This is a genomic window from Streptomyces sp. NPDC002057, from assembly GCF_040296665.1.
In the GTDB taxonomy this organism is placed as follows: domain Bacteria; phylum Actinomycetota; class Actinomycetes; order Streptomycetales; family Streptomycetaceae; genus Streptomyces.
This window is the reverse complement of sequence record NZ_JBEOXR010000021.1, coordinates 65,492-83,602: the sequence shown is the minus strand read 5'-3', so window position 1 is coordinate 83,602 and position 18,111 is coordinate 65,492. Positions and strand designations below refer to the sequence as shown.

13 protein-coding genes and 1 riboswitch are annotated in these 18,111 nt (G+C 71.8%); of the genes, 4 read left to right on the top strand and 9 right to left on the bottom strand.

Going from position 1 to position 18,111, the window contains the following annotated elements; translation table 11 throughout:
* Positions 1-177 precede the first annotated feature (177 nt).
* From ABT129_RS18625 to ABT129_RS18610, 4 genes are all read right to left on the bottom strand, one after another.
* Positions 178-861, bottom strand: coding sequence for a GntR family transcriptional regulator (locus ABT129_RS18625; RefSeq protein WP_351902135.1), 684 nt, complete (start codon positions 859-861; stop codon positions 178-180).
* Between the two features lie 202 nt (positions 862-1,063).
* On the bottom strand, positions 1,064-1,834 hold the full coding sequence (locus ABT129_RS18620) for a M23 family metallopeptidase (RefSeq protein ID WP_351902133.1): 771 nt from the start codon (positions 1,832-1,834) through the stop codon (positions 1,064-1,066).
* A gap of 12 nt (positions 1,835-1,846) precedes the next feature.
* Positions 1,847-2,007: riboswitch (cyclic di-AMP (ydaO/yuaA leader) on the bottom strand.
* A 200-nt stretch (positions 2,008-2,207) separates the two neighbouring features.
* Complete coding sequence (locus ABT129_RS18615) at positions 2,208-3,575, bottom strand: M16 family metallopeptidase (RefSeq protein ID WP_502981808.1); 1,368 nt, start codon at positions 3,573-3,575, stop codon at positions 2,208-2,210.
* 26 nt (positions 3,576-3,601) lie between these two features.
* Complete coding sequence (locus ABT129_RS18610; RefSeq protein WP_351902129.1) at positions 3,602-4,954, bottom strand: M16 family metallopeptidase; 1,353 nt, start codon at positions 4,952-4,954, stop codon at positions 3,602-3,604.
* A gap of 181 nt (positions 4,955-5,135) precedes the next feature.
* Between ABT129_RS18610 and ABT129_RS18605 the strand changes: the two genes are divergently transcribed.
* Entirely contained in the window at positions 5,136-7,595 is a 2,460-nt protein-coding gene (locus ABT129_RS18605) for a DNA gyrase/topoisomerase IV subunit A (RefSeq protein ID WP_351902127.1), read from the top strand.
* 310 nt (positions 7,596-7,905) lie between these two features.
* On the opposite strand, the gene ABT129_RS18600 is transcribed toward ABT129_RS18605, so the two are convergent.
* Complete coding sequence (locus ABT129_RS18600; RefSeq protein ID WP_351902125.1) at positions 7,906-8,985, bottom strand: CobW family GTP-binding protein; 1,080 nt, start codon at positions 8,983-8,985, stop codon at positions 7,906-7,908.
* A gap of 191 nt (positions 8,986-9,176) precedes the next feature.
* Here ABT129_RS18600 and ABT129_RS18595 point away from each other — a divergent pair, with 191 nt between their 5' ends.
* Positions 9,177-10,901 carry a sensor histidine kinase gene (locus ABT129_RS18595; protein ID WP_351902123.1) on the top strand — a complete coding sequence of 575 codons (1,725 nt, stop codon included), beginning with the start codon at positions 9,177-9,179 and terminating at the stop codon, positions 10,899-10,901.
* Positions 10,898-11,587, top strand: a complete 690-nt coding sequence (locus tag ABT129_RS18590; RefSeq protein ID WP_351902121.1) for a DUF7342 family protein — start codon at positions 10,898-10,900, stop codon at positions 11,585-11,587. The genes ABT129_RS18595 and ABT129_RS18590 overlap by 4 nt, the downstream gene beginning before the upstream one ends.
* Positions 11,588-11,782: 195 nt before the next feature.
* Here ABT129_RS18590 and ABT129_RS18585 read toward each other — a convergent pair whose 3' ends face one another.
* From ABT129_RS18585 to ABT129_RS18575, 3 genes are all read right to left on the bottom strand, one after another.
* A complete protein-coding gene (locus ABT129_RS18585; protein WP_351902119.1) occupies positions 11,783-13,375 on the bottom strand; it encodes a monocarboxylic acid transporter in 1,593 nt (530 codons plus the stop codon).
* Entirely contained in the window at positions 13,372-13,857 is a 486-nt protein-coding gene (locus tag ABT129_RS18580) for a DUF485 domain-containing protein (protein ID WP_351902117.1), read from the bottom strand. The genes ABT129_RS18585 and ABT129_RS18580 overlap by 4 nt, the downstream gene beginning before the upstream one ends.
* A gap of 221 nt (positions 13,858-14,078) precedes the next feature.
* Positions 14,079-16,196, bottom strand: coding sequence for a DNA gyrase/topoisomerase IV subunit B (locus ABT129_RS18575; protein ID WP_351902115.1), 2,118 nt, complete (start codon positions 16,194-16,196; stop codon positions 14,079-14,081).
* A gap of 433 nt (positions 16,197-16,629) precedes the next feature.
* On the opposite strand from ABT129_RS18575, the gene ABT129_RS18570 reads away from it, so the two are divergent.
* Entirely contained in the window at positions 16,630-16,860 is a 231-nt protein-coding gene (locus ABT129_RS18570; RefSeq protein ID WP_015036683.1) for a DUF7455 domain-containing protein, read from the top strand.
* A 349-nt stretch (positions 16,861-17,209) separates the two neighbouring features.
* Here ABT129_RS18570 and ABT129_RS18565 read toward each other — a convergent pair whose 3' ends face one another.
* Positions 17,210-18,028: a serine protease gene (locus ABT129_RS18565; protein ID WP_351902112.1), complete on the bottom strand. Its 819-nt coding sequence runs from the start codon at positions 18,026-18,028 to the stop codon at positions 17,210-17,212.
* Positions 18,029-18,111: the final 83 nt, after the last annotated feature.

Here is an 18,111-nt window from a genome sequence, read left to right as displayed (position 1 = left end):
CCGGGTCGTCCCACCCCGTACGACGAAAGGCCGTGCCCGCCGGAATTCCGGTGGTCGCGGCCTTTCGCTATTCCTGTTCCGGGCAGCGCGAGGCGACTTTCGGGCAGCCGGAGGCGACACGGGATCGCCGCACCCGAAAACCCCAGGAATTCCAATTCTTTGTATACGGTGCGCGCGTTAATTCCGGGCACTCGCCGTGTTGACTGCGTGTTGCGAAACCCTCACACGGCCGCGCTCCGGCCTCTTGAGGCGGTGCAGCGGGTACGAGCGCTCCGCGTGCAGCGCCGTCAGGGACCGCGCCCGCTCGGCGTCGCCGCGCGCCACGGCGTCCACGATCGCGCCGTGCTCGGCCCAGGCCTCCACCGGATGGGCGGGCTGCTCGACCGCGTACGTCCAGGCGATCTTGTGCCGCAGCTGGGTCAGCAGCGCCGTCAGGGCCGGGCTGCCGGAGGCCTGTGCGAGCGTCTCGTGGAACCAGCCGCCCAGGGAGCGCAGATCCTCGCCCTGGCCCCGCCTGGCCCGCTCCTGGCCCAGCCTGACCAGGCCGCGCAACACCTTGAGGTGTGCCTCCGTGCGGCGCTGGGCGGCGCGGGCGGCCCCCAGCGGTTCGAGCAGCGCCCGCATGTCGAGCAGATCGGCCGCCTCCTGGTCGGTGGGCTCGGCGACGTGCGCGCCCGCGTGGCGGCGGGTGACGACGAAGCCCTCGGACTCCAGCGTGCGCAGGGCCTCCCGGACCGGGACGCGGGACACCCCGTACCGGCGGGCCAGCTGTTCCTCGGTCAGCCGGCTGCCCCGCTCGAAGACGCCGGAGACGATGTCGTCCCGGATCGCCGTGCATACCGAGTGCGCGGGAATGCGCATGTCCGACCTCCGCCTTGGGTCTGCGCGAGTCAATTCGAGCGGCGCCTGTTCTGCGCCCGATCTGCGACTCTATTGCAGCCCGCCGGAATTTCCGATGCCCCAGCGGAATATGGCCGCCTTTTGACCGACGAAAAGCCCCGGCTCAGTACGAGCCGGGGCTTTTGCGACGCGCGGCGGTCCCGCCGCGCCAGGTCTTCTCGGGTCAGACGTCGACGCCGCGCGCCCGGAGGTAGGCGACCGGGTTCATGTCGGAGCCGTACTCGGCGGTCGTGCGCGCCTCGAAGTGGAGGTGCGGGCCGGTCGAGTTGCCGGTGGAGCCGGAGATGCCGATCCGCTGGCCGGGCTCGACCGTCTGGCCGACGTGGACCCCGACGGAGGAGAGGTGACCGTACTGGGTGAACGTGCCGTCGTTCATCCGGATGACGACGTTGTTGCCGTACGCGCCGCCCCAGCCGGCCTCGACGACGGTGCCGGAGCCGACGGAGACGACGCTGCTGCCGTAGGCGGCGTGGAAGTCGATGCCGGAGTGGCTGCCGGAGGACCAGAGGGAGCCGCCGGTCTGGTAGCCGGTGGAGACGTACGTGCCGGCGACGGGGAGCTGGAAGGAGGCGAGGCGGCGGCGCTCGGCCTCACGGGCGGCACGCTCCTTCTCCGCGCGGAGCTCCTTGGCGCGGGCCTCGGCCTTGCGCTCCGCCTCGGCCTGGGCCTTCGCCTTGGCGGCGGCCTCGAAGGCCTCCCGCTCCTGGGCGGCGGCCTGGGCGTTGAGCCGGTCGACGAGGGAGTCCTCGGTGATCACCTTGGTGAGCCCGGTGTCCTCGACCCCGCGGTTGTCCGTGTCGGCGGCGAGCGCCGGGGAGGCGAGGGTTCCGATGACGCCGGTGGTGGCCAGCGTCGCGGCGCCGGCGAAGCCCACGCTGCGTCGCGCCATCCGGCTCGAACCACGATGCTTCCCGGTGGCACGGGTGAACGCCATGTAGGGGCTGATCCTTTCCTTCCCTCTCGCCTACCGGGTTAGCTGACGGGTTCGGAGCAGGAAGGTCTCCTACGAGCCCCTCCGCACGAGACGAAGGCGCCCGATTCACCCCAGGGACGTGGGTCCCCGGCTCCCCAGGCTCGCGCCTGACGGGGACTCGGCGATGTCTGTCCGATGCCGCGGCTGCGGCACGTGCAACTGACGAACAGACGGCCCGACGCTATGCGGATCGTCATCCATTCACCAACCAGACCGGCTTTTTGTAAGACATGCCACAGGGCAAACGATCACCGTCACCCCCAATACGGACAAAGGGGAGGACCCCGACGAACTATGCCGTCGGGGTCCTCCGTTGTCGTGGCAGAGGGCGGAATCAGCCCGTCACGACGGTCACTTCACCGATGCCGAGCGCCCGCACCGGCTCCGCGATCTGCGCCGCGTCGCCCACGAGCACGGTGACGAGCCGGTCCACCGGGAACGCGCTGACCACGGCCGCGGTCGCCTCGACCGTGCCGGTCTCGGCCAGGCGCGCGTACAACCGGGCCTGGTAGTCGTCCGGGAGGTGCTGCTCGACCTGGTCGGCGAGCGTCCCGGCGACGGAGGCCGCCGTCTCGTACTTGAGCGGCGCGACGCCCACCAGGTTCTGCACGGCCGTCTCGCGCTCGGCGTCCGTGAGGCCCTCCGCGGCGAGGGTCCGCAGCACCTTCCACAGGTCGTCGAGGGCCGGACCGGTGTTGGGGGTGTCGATGGAACCGCTGATGGCGAGCATCGAGGCGCCGTTCCCCCCGGCGTCGGAGCGGAGCACCTGCCCGAACGCCCGCACGCCGTACGTGTAGCCCTTCTCCTCGCGCAGCACCCGGTCGAGCCGCGAGGTGAGGGTGCCGCCCAGGCAGTACGTCCCCAGGACCTGGGCCGGCCAGACCGAGGCGTGCCGGTCCGAGCCGATCCGGCCGATCAGCAACTGGGTCTGGACGGCGCCGGGACGGTCCACGATGACGACCCGTCCGGTGTCGTCGGCGGTGATCGGCGGCATGGGGAGCGGCTCGCCCGGCTCGCCCGTCCAGGCGCCCAGCGTCTCCGCGAGGACCTTGTCCAGGTCGACGCCGGTCAGGTCGCCGACGACCACGGCGGTGGCCGTGGCGGGCCGGACGTACGCCTCGAAGAAGGCCCGGACCGAGGCGGCGTCGATCGCCGCGACGGTCTCCTCGGTGCCCTGGCGCGGCCGGGACATCCGGGACTCGGCCGGGAACAGCTCCTTGGAGAGCTGCTTCGCGGCGCGGCGGCCCGGGTTGGCCGTCTCGTGCGGGATCTCGTCCAGACGGTTGCGGACCAGGCGCTCGATCTCGGTCTCGAGGAACGCCGGCGCGATCAGGGCCTCGGAGAGCAGCCCGAGCGCCTTGGGCAGCCGGGAGACGGGAACCTCCAGGGAGACCCGTACGCCCGGGTGGTCGGCGTGCGCGTCGAGCGTGGCGCCGCAGCGCTCCAGCTCGGCCGCGAACTCCTCGGCGCTGCGCTGGTCCGTGCCCTCGGAGAGCGCGCGGGCCATGATGGTGGCGACCCCGTCGAGACCGGCGGGCTCGGCGTCCAGCGGGGCCGGCAGGAAGATCTCCACGGCCACGACCTGCTGGCCGGGCCGGTGGCTGGTCAGCAGCGTCAGGCCGTTGTCCAGGGCTCCGCGGTCGGGGGCCGGGAAGGCCCACGGCCGGGCGGCACCCGGCTCCGGCTGCGGGTGGAAGTCCATGCTCGTCAAAGACGCGGCAGCGTCGGTCACTGGTCCGCTCCCTCTTCGTCGTCGTCGCCGTTGTCGCCCTGCTCGGTCGCCAGGGGCTCGTAGACCAGGACCGCGCGGTTGTCGGGGCGCAGCGCGGCCGCGGCGGCCGCCCGCACCTCCTCGGCGGTGACGGCCAGGACCCGGTCGACGGCGGTGAGGGCGAGCTGCGGGTCGCCGAACAGCACGGCGTACCGGCACAGTTCGTCGGCGCGGCCGGCGACGGTGCCGAGCCGGTCGAGCCACTCGCGCTCCAACTGGGCCTGCGCCCGCTCCATCTCCTCGTCCGTGGGGCCCTCGGCGGCGAACCGGGCGAGCTCCTCGTCGACGGCCGCCTCGATCTGCGGGACCTCGACGCCTCCGGACGTCTTGACGTCCAGCCAGCCGAGCGAGGGCGCGCCGGAGAGCCGCAGCAGGCCGAAGCCGGCGGCGACGGCCGTGCGGTCGCGGCGGACCAGCCGGTTGTGGAGCCGGGAGGACTCGCCGCCGCCGAGGACGGTCAGGGCCAGGTCGGCGGCGTCGCAGGCACGCGTGCCGTCGTGCGGCAGCCGGTAGGCGGCCATCAGCGCGCGGGCCGGGACCTCCTCCTCGACGACCTCGCGCAGCTCCTCGCCGATCACCTCGGGCAGCTCTCCGGAGCGCGGTGCGGGCTTGCCGTCGTGGCCGGGGATGGATCCGAAGTACTTCTCGACCCAGGCGAGCGTCTGCTCCGGGTCGATGTCGCCGACGACGGACAGCACCGCGTTGTTCGGGGCGTAGTACGTGCGGAAGAAGTTCCGCGCGTCCTCCAGGGTGGCCGCGTCCAGGTCGGCCATGGAGCCGATCGGCGTGTGGTGGTACGGGTGGCCCTCCGGGTAGGCGAGGGCGGTCAGCTTCTCGAAGGCCGTGCCGTACGGCACGTTGTCGTAGCGCTGGCGGCGCTCGTTCTTGACGACGTCCCGCTGGTTCTCCATGGACTCGTCGTCCAGGGCGGCGAGCAGCGAGCCCATGCGGTCGGCCTCCAGCCAGAGCGCGAGCTCCAGCTGGTGCGTGGGCATGGTCTCGAAGTAGTTGGTGCGCTCGAAGCTCGTCGTGCCGTTGAGCGAGCCTCCCGCGCCCTGCACCAGCTCGAAGTGCCCGTTCCCGTGGACCTGCTTCGAGCCCTGGAACATCAGGTGCTCGAAGAGGTGGGCGAGGCCCGTGCGGCCCGGGACCTCGTGCCGCGAGCCGACGTCGTACCAGAGGCAGACCGCGGCGACCGGGGTCAGGTGGTCCTCCGAGAGCACCACACGCAGGCCGTTCGCCAACCGGTGCTCGGTCGCTGTCAGGCCGCCGGAGCCGGCCTCGGCCGTGGCCGTGTGACCCATGGGCATGTACGTCCCTTCGATCGCGATGTGAAAAAGTCCTGCCACTGTATGCAAGCGCGCCGACACCTGGCGAAGTTCCCGCCCCCTGGAGATGTCCCTCGTCCGGGTCGCGGTCGGCGTTGTCGGTGGCACGGTCCACAATGGTCCGCGTCAGATCAACCATGTTGGTGAAGGAGCCGCAGCCGCGATGGCCCGCCGCAGCACGAAGACACCGCCGCCGGACGACGCGTTCGAGGAGCGAATCCTCGACATCGACGTCGTCGACGAGATGCAGGGCTCCTTCCTCGAGTACGCGTACTCGGTGATCTACTCGCGCGCCCTGCCGGACGCCCGCGACGGCATGAAGCCCGTCCAGCGCCGCATCGTCTACCAGATGGGCGAGATGGGGCTCCGCCCCGACCGCGGCTTCGTCAAGTGCGCCCGCGTCGTCGGCGAGGTGATGGGCAAGCTCCACCCGCACGGCGACGCGTCGATCTACGACGCGATGGTCCGCATGGCGCAGCCCTTCTCCATGCGCCTCCCCCTCGTCGACGGCCACGGCAACTTCGGTTCCCTCGGCAACGACGACCCGCCGGCCGCGATGCGGTACACCGAGTCGCGGATGGCCCCGGCCGCCCTGCTGATGACCGACTCCATCGACGAGGACACGGTCGACTTCACGCCGAACTACGACGGCCAGGAGCGGGAGCCGGTGGCCCTGCCCGCCGCCTACCCGAACCTGCTGGTCAACGGCGCGTCGGGCATCGCGGTCGGTATGGCGACCAACATGCCCCCGCACAACCTCGGCGAGGTCATCGCGGCCGCCCGCCACCTGATCCGCCACCCCGGCGCCGACCTCGAGACGCTGATGCGCTTCGTGCCCGGCCCCGACCTGCCGACCGGCGGCCGGATCGTCGGCCTGACCGGCATCAAGGACGCGTACGAGTCGGGCCGCGGCTCCTTCAAGATCCGCGCCACGACGAGCGTGGAGACGGTGACGGCCCGCCGCAAGGGCATCGTCGTCACCGAGCTGCCGTTCACGGTCGGCCCCGAGAAGGTCATCTCCAAGATCAAGGACCTCGTCGGTTCCAAGAAGCTCCAGGGCATCGCGGACGTCAAGGACCTCACCGACCGCAGCCACGGGCTCCGCCTGGTCATCGAGATCAAGAACGGCTTCGTGCCCGAGGCGGTCCTGGAGCAGCTCTACAAGCTGACGCCGATGGAGGAGTCCTTCGGCATCAACAACGTCGCGCTCGTCGACGGCCAGCCGCTCACGCTCGGCCTCAAGGAGCTCCTGGAGGTCTACCTCGACCACCGCTTCGAGGTCGTCCGGCGCCGCTCCGAGTTCCGCCGCACCAAGAAGCGGGACCGGCTCCACCTGGTGGACGGCCTGCTCGTCGCGCTGCTCGACATCGACGAGGTCATCCGGATCATCCGGGAGAGCGAGAACTCGGCCCAGGCCAAGGAGCGCCTGATCGAGCGCTTCTCGCTGAGCGAGATCCAGACGCAGTACATCCTGGACACCCCGCTGCGCCGCCTCACCAAGTTCGACCGCCTTGAACTGGAGAGCGAGCGCGACCGGCTCAACGGCGAGATCGACGAGCTGACCGGGATCCTCGACTCCGACGCGGAGCTCCGCAAGCTGGTCTCGGCGGAACTGGCCGCGGTCGCCAAGAAGTTCGCCACGGACCGGCGTACGGTCCTGCTCGAATCGGCGGGCGCGCCCGTGGCCGCCGTCTCCCTGGAGGTCGCGGACGACCCGTGCCGGGTGCTGCTCTCCTCCACCGGCCTGCTGGCCCGCACGGCCACGGCGGAACTGCCCGCCGTCGACCCGGACGCGGCACGGACCAAGCACGACGTGATCGTGTCGGCGGTGGCGGCCACCCAGCGCGGCGACATCGGGGCGGTGACCTCGACCGGACGTCTGCTGCGCCTCGCGGTGATCGACCTGCCACAGCTGCCCGACACCGCCAGCGCGCCCAACCTGGCGGGCGGCGCGCAGCTGTCCGAGTTCCTCTCCCTGGAGGCGGACGAGACGGTGGTCTGCCTGACCACGCTCGACGAGGCCTCGCCGGGGCTCGCCCTCGGCACGCTCCAGGGCGTGGTGAAGCGCGTGGTCCCGGACTACCCGGCGAACAAGGACGAGCTGGAGGTCATCACCCTCAAGGAGGGCGACCGGATCGTCGGCGGGACGGAGCTGCGGACGGGCGAGGAGGACCTGGTCTTCATCACCTCCGACGCCCAGCTCCTGCGCTACCCGGCCGCGCAGGTACGGCCCCAGGGCCGGCCGGCGGGCGGTATGGCGGGCGTCAAGCTCACGGCGGGCGCCGAGGTGCTGTCGTTCACGGCGGTCGACCCGGCGGCGGACGCCGTCGTCTTCACCGTCGCGGGCTCCACGGGCACCCTGGACTCCACGGCGGCCACGTCGGCGAAGCTGACCCCCTTCGACCAGTACCCGCGCAAGGGCCGCGCGACCGGCGGCGTCCGCTGCCAGCGCTTCCTGAAGGGCGAGGACGTCCTGATCCTGGCCTGGGCGGGTACGACCCCGGCCCGCGCCGCGCAGAAGACCGGCGCCCCGGTGTCCCTCCCGGAGATCGACCCCCGCCGCGACGGCTCGGGCACCCCGCTCCCCCACCCGGTGGACGTGGTGGCCAGCCCGACGACCTGACCGGCCGGACCGACGGGAACAGGACGGGGCCCCGTCCGGCGGCGCGCCTGCCGGACGGGGCCCCGACTCCCGGGACCACCGGACGGGCAGAGCGCCGGGGCCCAGCGCAAGCTCGCCCGCTGATACTGGTGCGGAGTCTTCGGCGAGCTGTACGGCGGCTCGCCGAGACCCGTTTCAGCCACGACCTGCCGGACGTCGTCGGCTGGATCCGGGGCGCCAGAGGTCGGCGTCGACGTCGACGCCGAGGAACTCGCGGAGGCCGTCTGACCTTCGCGCGCCGCACCCGGCGGGTCGGCACGCGGGGGACCGGTCAGGCGGGTTCCTCCTCCTCCGTCCGCTGTACGTAGCGCAGGACGCCCCACATGCTGGGCTCGTCGGGGGCGTCCTGCGGGCCCTGCTGCTCGCACTCCGCCAGCTCCTTGCGCAGCCCGGCCGCGTCGACGCCGGAACCGATCAGGACGAGCTGGCTGAGCCGCTCCTCGCCCTCGGGCCAGCGCTCGGGGTAGAAGCGCAGGAAGCGGCCGACGGCGTGCACGGTGTAGCGGTTGTCCGGGTCCGCGGCGCCGAAGTCGACGAAGCCCTTGATCCGGTAGAGGCCGTCGGGCCTGGCGTCGAGGAAGGCCATCAGGCGACGCGGGTGGAGCGGGGTCGCGGCGGTCAGCGAGACGGTCTCGTAGGTCGCGTGGGGGTGGGCGTGCGCGCCACGCGAGCCGCCCCCGCCGTCCCCGTCCTCGCCGCCGTCTCCGTACAGGATGTCCTCGATGGACATCTGCCCGGCGATCTCCCCCTCGGGGACCACCCGGTCGAAGAGCAGCTCGGGGTCGATCCGTCCGTGCGTGGCGTCGACCACGACGGCCTTCCCGGCCAGGCCGCCCACCGTCTCGTGGACGGCGCGCAGCTCGTCCCCGGTGACCCGGTCGGACTTGTTCACCACCACGAGGTCGGCGATCGGCAGGTGCCGGTCGGTCTCGGGGTGCCGCTGCCGCGTGGCGGAGAACTCGGCCGCGTCGACGACCTGGACGAGCCCTCCGTACACGATCCGCTCGTTCTCGCTGGCGAGCACCATGCGGACCAGCTCCTGCGGCTCGGCGAGGCCGCTCGCCTCGATCACGATCACGTCGAGCCGTGACTCGGGGCGGGTGAGGACCTCCAGGTACTCGTCGAGCTCGCTCGCGTCGACGGCGCAGCAGAGGCAGCCGTTGCCCAGGGAGACGGTGGAGCCGACCTGACCGGCGACGCTCATCGCGTCGATGCCGATGTCACCGAAGTCGTTGACCATGACACCGATACGGGTACCCCGGGCGCTGCGCAGCAGGTGGTTGAGGAGCGTGGTCTTCCCGGCCCCGAGGAACCCGGCCAGGACGACGACGGGGATCTGCTGCGTGGTCAAGGGACGTGCCTCCGGTTCCTTCGGGTCCCACGGCCGTGGGAAACCCCCAGGATAGGCAACCCGACGTCCCCCGCCCCGCACCCGCACCTCGCGGCGGAGCCGCCGGGAGGCCCCGTCTCCCGGTGAAGGCGGGGCCTCCCCCCGTGCCTCGCCATTTCCGGTCGCCGCGCGCGGCCCCGTACCTTTCCCGCATGAGCCCCGCACAGACCAGCCCCCCGCGCCCCCTCGCGCGCCGTCGGCGGTTCGGGTGGCCCCAGCGGGTGTTCTCGCAGGTCCTGCTGATGCAGCTGGCCATCGCGACCGGCGTGACCGTTCTCGCCACCGGGCTCTTCCTGGCCCCGCTCAGCGCCCAGCTCGACGACCAGGCCATGCGGCGGGCCCTCGCCATCGCCGGGACCACGGCCTCGCCCCGGCTGGCGGCGGACCTCACCGGCACCCCGCCCTCCGCGCGGGGCCCGGTGCAGACGGAGGCCGAACGGATCAGGACCTCCACGGGCGCTGAGTACGTCGTGGTCATGGACACGCGCGGGGTGCGCTGGTCGCACACCGATCCCGCCGAAATCGGCAGACGCGTCTCCACCGACCCCAGCACGGTCCTCGCCGGGCGCGAGGTGATGGAGATCGACAGCGGCACCCTGGGCCGCTCGGCGCGCGGCAAGACGCCGCTGCGGGACGCGGACGGGCGGATCGTCGGCGCGATCTCGGTCGGCATCGAGTACGACAGCGTCCGGGACCGGCTCCTCGGCGCGATCCCGGGCCTCCTCGCCTACGCGGGCGGGGCGCTCGCGGCCGGGGCCCTGGCCGCGTACCTGATCTCCCGGCGCCTCCAGCGGCAGACCCATGACCTGGCCTTCTCCGACATCTCCGCGCTCCTGGCCGAACGCGAGGCCATGCTGCACGGCATCCGCGAAGGGGTCGTGGCCATCGACCGCCACGGCTCCGTGCGGCTCATGAACGACGAGGCGCAGCGGCTTCTCGGCCTCGGTCCCGAGGCCGCGGGCCGTCCGCTCGACGAGGTCCTCGGCCGGGGGCGTACCGCCGACGTCCTCGCGGGCCGGGTGACCGGCGACGACCTGGTCACCGTCCGGGGCCACCGGGTGCTGATCGCCAACCGGATGCCGACCGACGACGGCGGCGCCGTGGCGACCCTCCGCGACCGCACCGAGCTGGAGCGGCTCGGGCGCGAGCTGGACTCCACCCGGGGCCTCATCGACGCCCTTCGCGCCCAGGACCACGAGCACGCCAACCGGATGCACACCCTCCTCGGGCTCCTGGAGCTGGAGATGCACGAGGAGGCGGTGGAGTTCGTGACCGAGGTGGTCGGGGTGCACCGGGCCACCGCCGAGCAGGTCACGGAGAAGGTGCACGACCCGTTGCTCGCGGCGCTTCTGGTCGGCAAGGGCACCGTCGCCGCCGAACGCGGCGTCTCGCTGCGGCTCGCCCCCGACGCGCTGCTCCCGGACCGGCTCGTCGACCCGCGCGAACTGGTCACCGTCGTCGGCAACCTGGTCGACAACGCCCTGGACGCCGTCGCGGGCACCCCGGGGGCCCGGATCGACCTCTCGTTCCGCACCGAGGGGCGTGCGGTCGTGCTGCGGGTCACCGACAGCGGCCCGGGAGTTCCGGAGGAGCGCCGCGAGCTGATCTTCACCGAGGGCTGGTCGACGAAGGCGCTTCCGTCCCACGGAAAGCGCGGCCTGGGTCTCGCGCTGGTCCGTCGGCTCGCCGAGCGCCGGGGCGGCAGCGCCCGCGTGGCGGAGGGGCCCGACGGCGGCGCCGAGTTCACCGTCGTCCTTCCGGACGCGCTGACCGACCCGGAGCCGAGCCCGTCGGTCCCCGCCCGGGCCCCCATCCCCACACCCCCTCGCACCCCGACCCCGACCCCGGCCGCGAAGCCCGCCGAGGAGGCACGATGATCGACGTCCTCGTCGTGGACGACGACGTGCTGGTGGCGCGGATCAACGCCGCCTACGTCACCAAGGTGCCCGGCTTCCGTGTCGCCGCCACCGCCCACTCGACCGCCGAGGCGCTCGCCGCCCTGGACGGACAGCCGGTGGACCTGATCCTCCTCGACCACTACCTGCCGGACGAGAACGGACTCGCGGCGGTACGGGAACTCCGCGCACGCGGCCACCAGTGCGACGTGATCATGGTGACGGCGGCCCGGGACGTCGCCACCGTGCAGGCGGCCATGCGGCACGGAGCCCTGCAGTACCTGGTCAAGCCGTTCAACTTCGCCGGACTGCGCGCCAAGCTGGAGGCGTACGCGACGCTCCGCCGCACCCTGGAGAGCGGGGGCGAGGCGGAGCAGGCGGAGGTGGACCGGATCTTCGGCGTCCTGGCGGCCGGCTCCGTCGCCCCCGACCTGCCCAAGGGGCACTCCCCCACCACGGCCGAACTGGTCCGGCAGGTCCTGCTCGCCGCCGACGGGCCGCTCTCCGCCCAGGAGATCGCCGAGCGGGCCGGCGTCAGCCGCCAGACCGCGCAGCGCTATCTCAAGCTCCTCGAACGCACCGGCCGGGTCCGTCTCTCCCTCCGGTACGGCGAGACGGGCCGCCCCGAACACCGCTACGCCTGGACCAGCTCCCCCTCCACCGACTAAGGCCGCTCCGGGCCCACGGTGCCTCAGGGTGCCCGAGTACGGCCTCCCGGGCAGCGCGGGCCCCGCGTAGGGCCTCCCGGAGAGCGCGGGCGCCTGGTCCCGGGCGACCTGGTCCGGCCTCCCGGGCAGCGCCGACGGCCTCCCCGACCGGCGCGGGCAGCCGGAACCTCCCGGACTGCACCCGCCCGGCTCCGGTCAGACCGCTCCCGCTCCGGTGAGCGCCCTGACCTCGGTCTCGGCGTGCCGTGCCTCGTCGGGCGGCTCCGACGAGGTGACCGTCCCGAGCCAGCCCGCGAGGAAGCCGAGCGGAATGGAGACCACTCCCGGGTTCTGCAACGGGAAGAGACGGAAGTCGACGCCGGGGAACAGCGCCTCGGGCGTGCCGGAGACGACCGGCGAGACCACGACGAGCAGCACGGCGGGGATCAGCCCGCCGTACACCGACCAGACCGCGCCCCGGGTGGTGAACTTCCGCCAGAACAGCGAGTAGAGCAGCACCGGCAGGTTGGCGGAGGCCGCGACCGCGAAGGCCAGGCCGACGAGGAAGGCCACGTTGAGGTCGCGGGCGAGCAGCCCGAGGCCGATGGCGGCCGCTCCGATCACCGCCGCGGCGACCCGGGCCACGGTCACCTCGCTGTACTGCTTCGCGTGCCGTCGGCGCAGCGAGGCGTAGAGGTCGTGGGCGACCGAGGCGGAGGAGGCGAGCGTGATCCCCGCGACGACGGCGAGGATGGTGGCGAACGCCACCGCCGCGACGATCGCGAAGAGCACGGTGCCACCGGTGGAACCCGCTCCCCCGCCGAGGTCGAGGGCGAGCAGCGGCACGGCCGTGTTCCCCGAGGCGTTGGAGGCGCGGACCTCGTCGGGGCCGATGAGGGCGGCAGCTCCGAAGCCGAGCACGATGGTCATCAGGTAGAAGCTGCCGATGAGCCCGATGGACCAGACGACGGAACGACGGGCGGCCCGGGCGGTCGGCACCGTGTAGAAGCGCGACAGGATGTGGGGCAGCCCCGCCGTGCCCAGGACCAGGGCGATGCCGAGGCTGATGAAGTCGAGACGGGCCGTCCAGTCCCCGCCGTAGCGGAGGCCGGGGGCGAGGAAGTCCACTCCGTGGCCGCTGCGCTCGGCCGCGGTCGAGAGCAGGCTGTTCACATCGCCGTGGAACCGGAGCAGGACCAGCACGGTGAGCGTGATCGTGCCGGCCATCAGCAGGACCGCCTTGACGATCTGGATCCAGGTGGTGGCCCGCATGCCGCCGAGCGACACGTAGATCACCATCAGCGCTCCGACGCCGATCACCGTCCAGGAACGGGCCGCCTCGCTGGTCCCCCCGAGCAGCAGGGCGACCAGGCTTCCGGCGCCCACCATCTGGGCCACGAGGTAGAGCACGGAGACGGCTACCGAGGAGGTTCCGGCGGCGATCCGTACCGGCCGCTCGGCCATCCGCGCCGCGACGACGTCGGCCAGCGTGAACCGGCCGCAGTTGCGGACCAGTTCGGCCACGAGCAGCAGGACGACCAGCCAGGCGACGAGGAAGCCGACGGAGTACAGCATGCCGTCGTAGCCGTAGAGCGCGATCACTCCGGAGATGCCGAGGAAGGAGGCCGCGGACATGTAGTCGCCGGCGATGGCGAATCCGTTCTCCAGGGGCGAGAACAGCCTGCCGCCCGCGTAGAACTCCTCCGCCGAACCGCGCCGGTTGCGGCTCACCCACGTGGTGATCCCCAGGGTGACGGCGATGAACACGCTGAACAGCACGAGCGCCAGGGTCTGGTGGTCTCCGGTCACGGCTGCGCCACCCCTCGGGTCATCTCCTGTGTGTCCCAGCGCAGGTCCAGTGCGGCCCGGTCCCTGCGCAGCCGCGCGTGGCGCGCGTAGGCCCAGGTCAGCAGGAAGGTCGTGAGGAACTGTCCGAGCCCCGCGATCATCGCCACGTTCACCACTCCGGCCACCGGCCGCGCCATGAGCCCGGGCGCGGCGGTCGCCGCCACGACATAGGCGAGGTACCAGAGGAGGAACGCGAGGGCGGCGGGGAACACGAACCGGCGGTAGCGGCTGCGCACTTCCTGGAAGGCCGGGCTGCGCTGCACCTCCAGATAGATCTCCGCCGCGTTGTGGACCCGCTGCCGCGGCACCGCGTCGGGGCGGCCGTCACCGGGCGCCCCGGCTCCCTCCCGCTCGCCCCCGCCGGAGGCCGTCGCGTCGTACCAGGGGTCGTCGACCGGCACCGCCGAAGCGCCGAGCCCCTCCTGCTTGTCCACCTGCTCCACCGGCCAACTCTCCTTGTCAGCGAACCGTTTCGGCCGCGTGCCCAAGGATGGACAGAGCGGGAAGATCCCGGACTCTTCTCCTCCTCCTGTTCACCCCATCAGGTGACTCTTCCGCCAGGTGACCTGACGGGACCGTGCTGATATGCGTACCGACACGACCGCGGCCGCCCGCTCTCCGTGGAGAGCGGGCGGCCGCGTGATCGGTCCGTGGGTGGTGCGCCTCAGGCGTCGATGCGCGAGCGGTCGAGGGTCGCCGCCGAACCGGTGATGAACTCCTTGCGGGGCGCCACGTCGTTGCCCATGAGCAGGTCGAACACCTGCTCCGCCGCGTCCAGGTCGCCGATGTTGATCCGGCGCAGGGTGCGGTGGCGCGGGTCCATCGTGGTCTCCGCGAGCTGGTCGGCGTCCATCTCGCCGAGGCCCTTGTAGCGCTGGATGGAGTCCTTGTAGCGGACCCCCTTGCGCTGGAACTCCAGCAGGGTCTGCCGGAGCTCGTTGTCCGAGTACGTGTACACGTACTTGTCCTGGCCCTTCTTGGGCTGGACCAGCTCGATGCGGTGCAGCGGGGGCACGGCGGCGAAGACCCGTCCGGCCTCGACCATGGGCCGCATGTAGCGCTGGAAGAGCGTCAGCAGCAGGCACCGGATGTGGGCGCCGTCGACGTCGGCGTCGACCAGGAGGACGATCTTCCCGTAGCGGGCCGCGTCGATGTCGAAGGTGCGGCCCGAGCCGGCCCCTATGACCTGGATGATCGCCCCGCACTCGGCGTTCTTCAGCATGTCCGAGACGGACGACTTCTGGACGTTGAGGATCTTGCCGCGGATCGGCAGCAGGGCCTGGAACTCGCTGTTGCGGGCGAGCTTGGCCGTGCCGAGGGCCGAGTCGCCCTCGACGATGAAGAGCTCGCTGCGCTCCACGTCGTCGCTGCGGCAGTCGGCCAGCTTGGCGGGCAGAGAGGAGGACTCGAGCGCGGTCTTCCGGCGCTGCGCGTCCTTGTGCTGGCGGGCCGCGATCCGGGTGCGGGCGGCCGCGACGGCCTTCTCCAGGACGGCGCGGGCCTGGGCCTTGTCGTCCCGCTTGGTGGAGGTGAGGAACGCCTTGAGCTCCTTGGCGACCACGTTCGCCACGATCCGCCGTGCGGCGGACGTACCGAGGACCTCCTTGGTCTGCCCCTCGAACTGCGGCTCCGCGAGGCGGACCGTCACGACGGCCGTGAGCCCTTCCAGGGCGTCGTCCTTGACGATGTCGTCCTCGGCGACGCGCAGCATCTTGGCCGAGCGCAGCACCTCGTTCACCGTCTTGGTGACGGCCTGCTCGAAGCCCGAGACGTGGGTGCCGCCCTTGGGGGTGGCGATGATGTTGACGAAGGACTTGACCGCGCTGTCGTAGCCGGTGCCCCAGCGCAGGGCGACGTCGACGGCGAGCTCACGGGTGACCTCGGTCGGGGTCATGTGGCCGCGCTCGTCGAGGACGGGGACGGTCTCCTTGAAGGTTCCCTGTCCGGTGAGGCGCTGGATGTCGCAGACGGCCTTGTCCTGCGCCAGGTACTCGCAGAACTCGCTGATGCCGCCGTCGAAGCGGAACGTCTCCTCGCTCTTGCCGATCCCCGCCAGGTCACGCTCGTCGCGGACGACGATCGTGAGGCCGGGCACCAGGAAGGCGGTCTGCCGGGCGCGCTGGTGCAGCGTCTCCAGGGAGAGCTTGGCGTCCTTGAGGAAGATCTGCCGGTCCGCCCAGTAGCGGACGCGGGTGCCGGTGCGGTTCTTGGGGACGCGCTTGCCCTTGAGGAGGCCGTTGCCCGGGTCGAAGGGGCTGTCGGGGCCCTGCTCGGTGAAGATGCCCGGGACACCGCGGCGGAAGCTGATCGCGTGCGTGGCGCTGTTCCTGTCGACCTCGACGTCGAGGCGGGCCGAGAGGGCGTTGACCACGGAGGCGCCGACGCCGTGCAGGCCGCCGGACGCGGCGTAGGAGCCGCCGCCGAACTTTCCGCCGGCGTGCAGCTTGGTCATGACGACCTCGACTCCGGAGAGTCCGGTCTTCGGCTCGACGTCGACCGGGATGCCGCGGCCGTTGTCCCGGACCTCCACCGAGCCGTCCTCGTGGAGGATGACCTCGATGTGGTCGCAGTAGCCACCGAGGGCCTCGTCGACCGAGTTGTCGATGATCTCCCAGATGCAGTGCATCAGGCCGCGGCTGTCGGTGGACCCGATGTACATTCCGGGGCGCTTGCGGACCGCTTCGAGCCCCTCGAGTACGAGCAGATGCCGCGCGGTGTAGTTGGAAGCGTCACGGTCTGCGGTCAGCAGCGCACTGGACGGCACGGACGTTTCGGCGGTCACGCGGTTCGCTCCTCGCTGAATTTGAAATCTGGCCCGATGGGGTAAGGCCCGGCGTCGGTCACCGGTCAGAGGGTACCGATGCCTGGTAGAGCCGTTGTAACGCCACCCTCCCCGATTCCTCATGCTAGTCCAGCGTCGCATGGATGTTCGATCCCTCGATGGGGTGACGCGAACATCACGTTCCCTTCCAGGCATGAACCATTTAGGCTCCGGGCACGTCCTCATCAACAACCGGCAACCACGCCGGGAGGACTGACCGACACAAGCAACGCGAAATCCGTAGAGCGACGCAATACGGCTCATTCGCCGCCAACCGGCAGCAGACAGCCACCTTGGGAAGAAGTTTCAAGGAAAAGCCACGAGCGGGAACGTTTTCGGCCTGGTTGGATGTTGACCCTGGTACGACAGCTCGTCGAGCTAGAGAAGAGGCGACGTGACTACTGTTCTGACCCCCGCGAGCCCCCTGACGGCCGCTGACCGCTGCGACCGCTGCGGCGCCCAGGCGTACCTGCGCGTCGTCCTGACCAGCGGAGGTGACTTGCTCTTCTGCGCCCACCACGGACGTAAGTTCGAGCCGGAACTCAAGAAGATCGCCGTTGAGATACAGGATGAGACGGACCGCCTGACGGACGTGCCGGCCCGCACGCAGGGCGACGACCACTGACGCCTCGCATCCACGACGAGCCCAGATCCGGCCACTGACCACCGGCCGGACAACGGGCGGTCACCCCCGCAGCACCAGGGGGGCGACCGCCCGTTCTCGTATCCACGACGGAGTCCCGGGCCCCGAACACCGGCCCTGGCCTCCGCGCAGCCCCGCGAACTCTCTCGGGGCCTCATGAGCCCTCCGTGGCCCCACGGGCTCTCCGTGGCCCCGGAGCACTCGCCCTGACCGCCGCCGTGCGCGCGGGGCGGGGTCCGGGGGACGGGTTCAAGGGTTTCCGGGGTCCGCAGGTTCTAGGATCCGTGGGGCTCCGGGATCCGTGAGGTTCCGCGATCCATGGGTCCCGGCGTCAGAAGCTCGCGGGCAGTACCGCCGAGACCCGGGTGTAGACCCCCGGGTTCTCCGCCTGCCCACAGCCGCTTCCCCACGACACCAGGCCGACGAGGCGCCCCTGCGCCACGAGCGGGCCGCCGCTGTCTCCCTGGCACGCGTCCTTGCCCCCCTGGGGGTCACCGGCGCACAGCATGGTGTCGCCCCGGTAGGGGACGCCGAAGCCACCGGGGTACGCCCGCTCGCACGACGCGTCGGGCAGCACCTGCACCCGCGCCGTCCTCAGCGTGGAGGCGTACGTCCCGTGACCGGTCGTGTCGCCCCAGCCGTAGACGTCCGCCTCCGTACCCGGCGTGTACGCCGCGTCTCCCGCTCGGGCGACGTCGATCACGTACGACTGCGGAAGAGCGCTCACCAGCGTCAGCACGGCGAGGTCGCCCGAGTTGGTCGTGGGGTCGTAGTCGGGATTGACCCAGGTGTCCGAGATCCGCACCTCCTGGCCGCCCTGCCCGCCCAGCGCCGCACGGCCCGCGATGACCACGAAGTCGCGCACCTCCCACGGCTCGCCGCCGAGCACCTCCCGGCCCAGGCAGTGGGCCGCCGTGAGCACCTTGGTCGGCGCGACGACCACGCCGCCGCAGAACTGCCCCGCGCGCGTACCCCCGAACCGGTCACGGCTGGACAGCGCCACGACCCACGGCGCCTCGGCGATCTGGGCCTGCCTGCCGCCCACCACGACGCTGTCGGCGGCCACGGGGGCCGCTGTGGCGAGCTGGCCCGCCGTAGCGGCGATCAGGCCCAGAGCACCCGTCAAGGCTCGGGCGAGGGAACCACGCATGGAGTCTCCTGACTCTCCGGTGATGTCGGTTCACTCAGAGTCCAGCACACTCGCGCGCCGTGCACCCGCGCACAGCCGGAGGG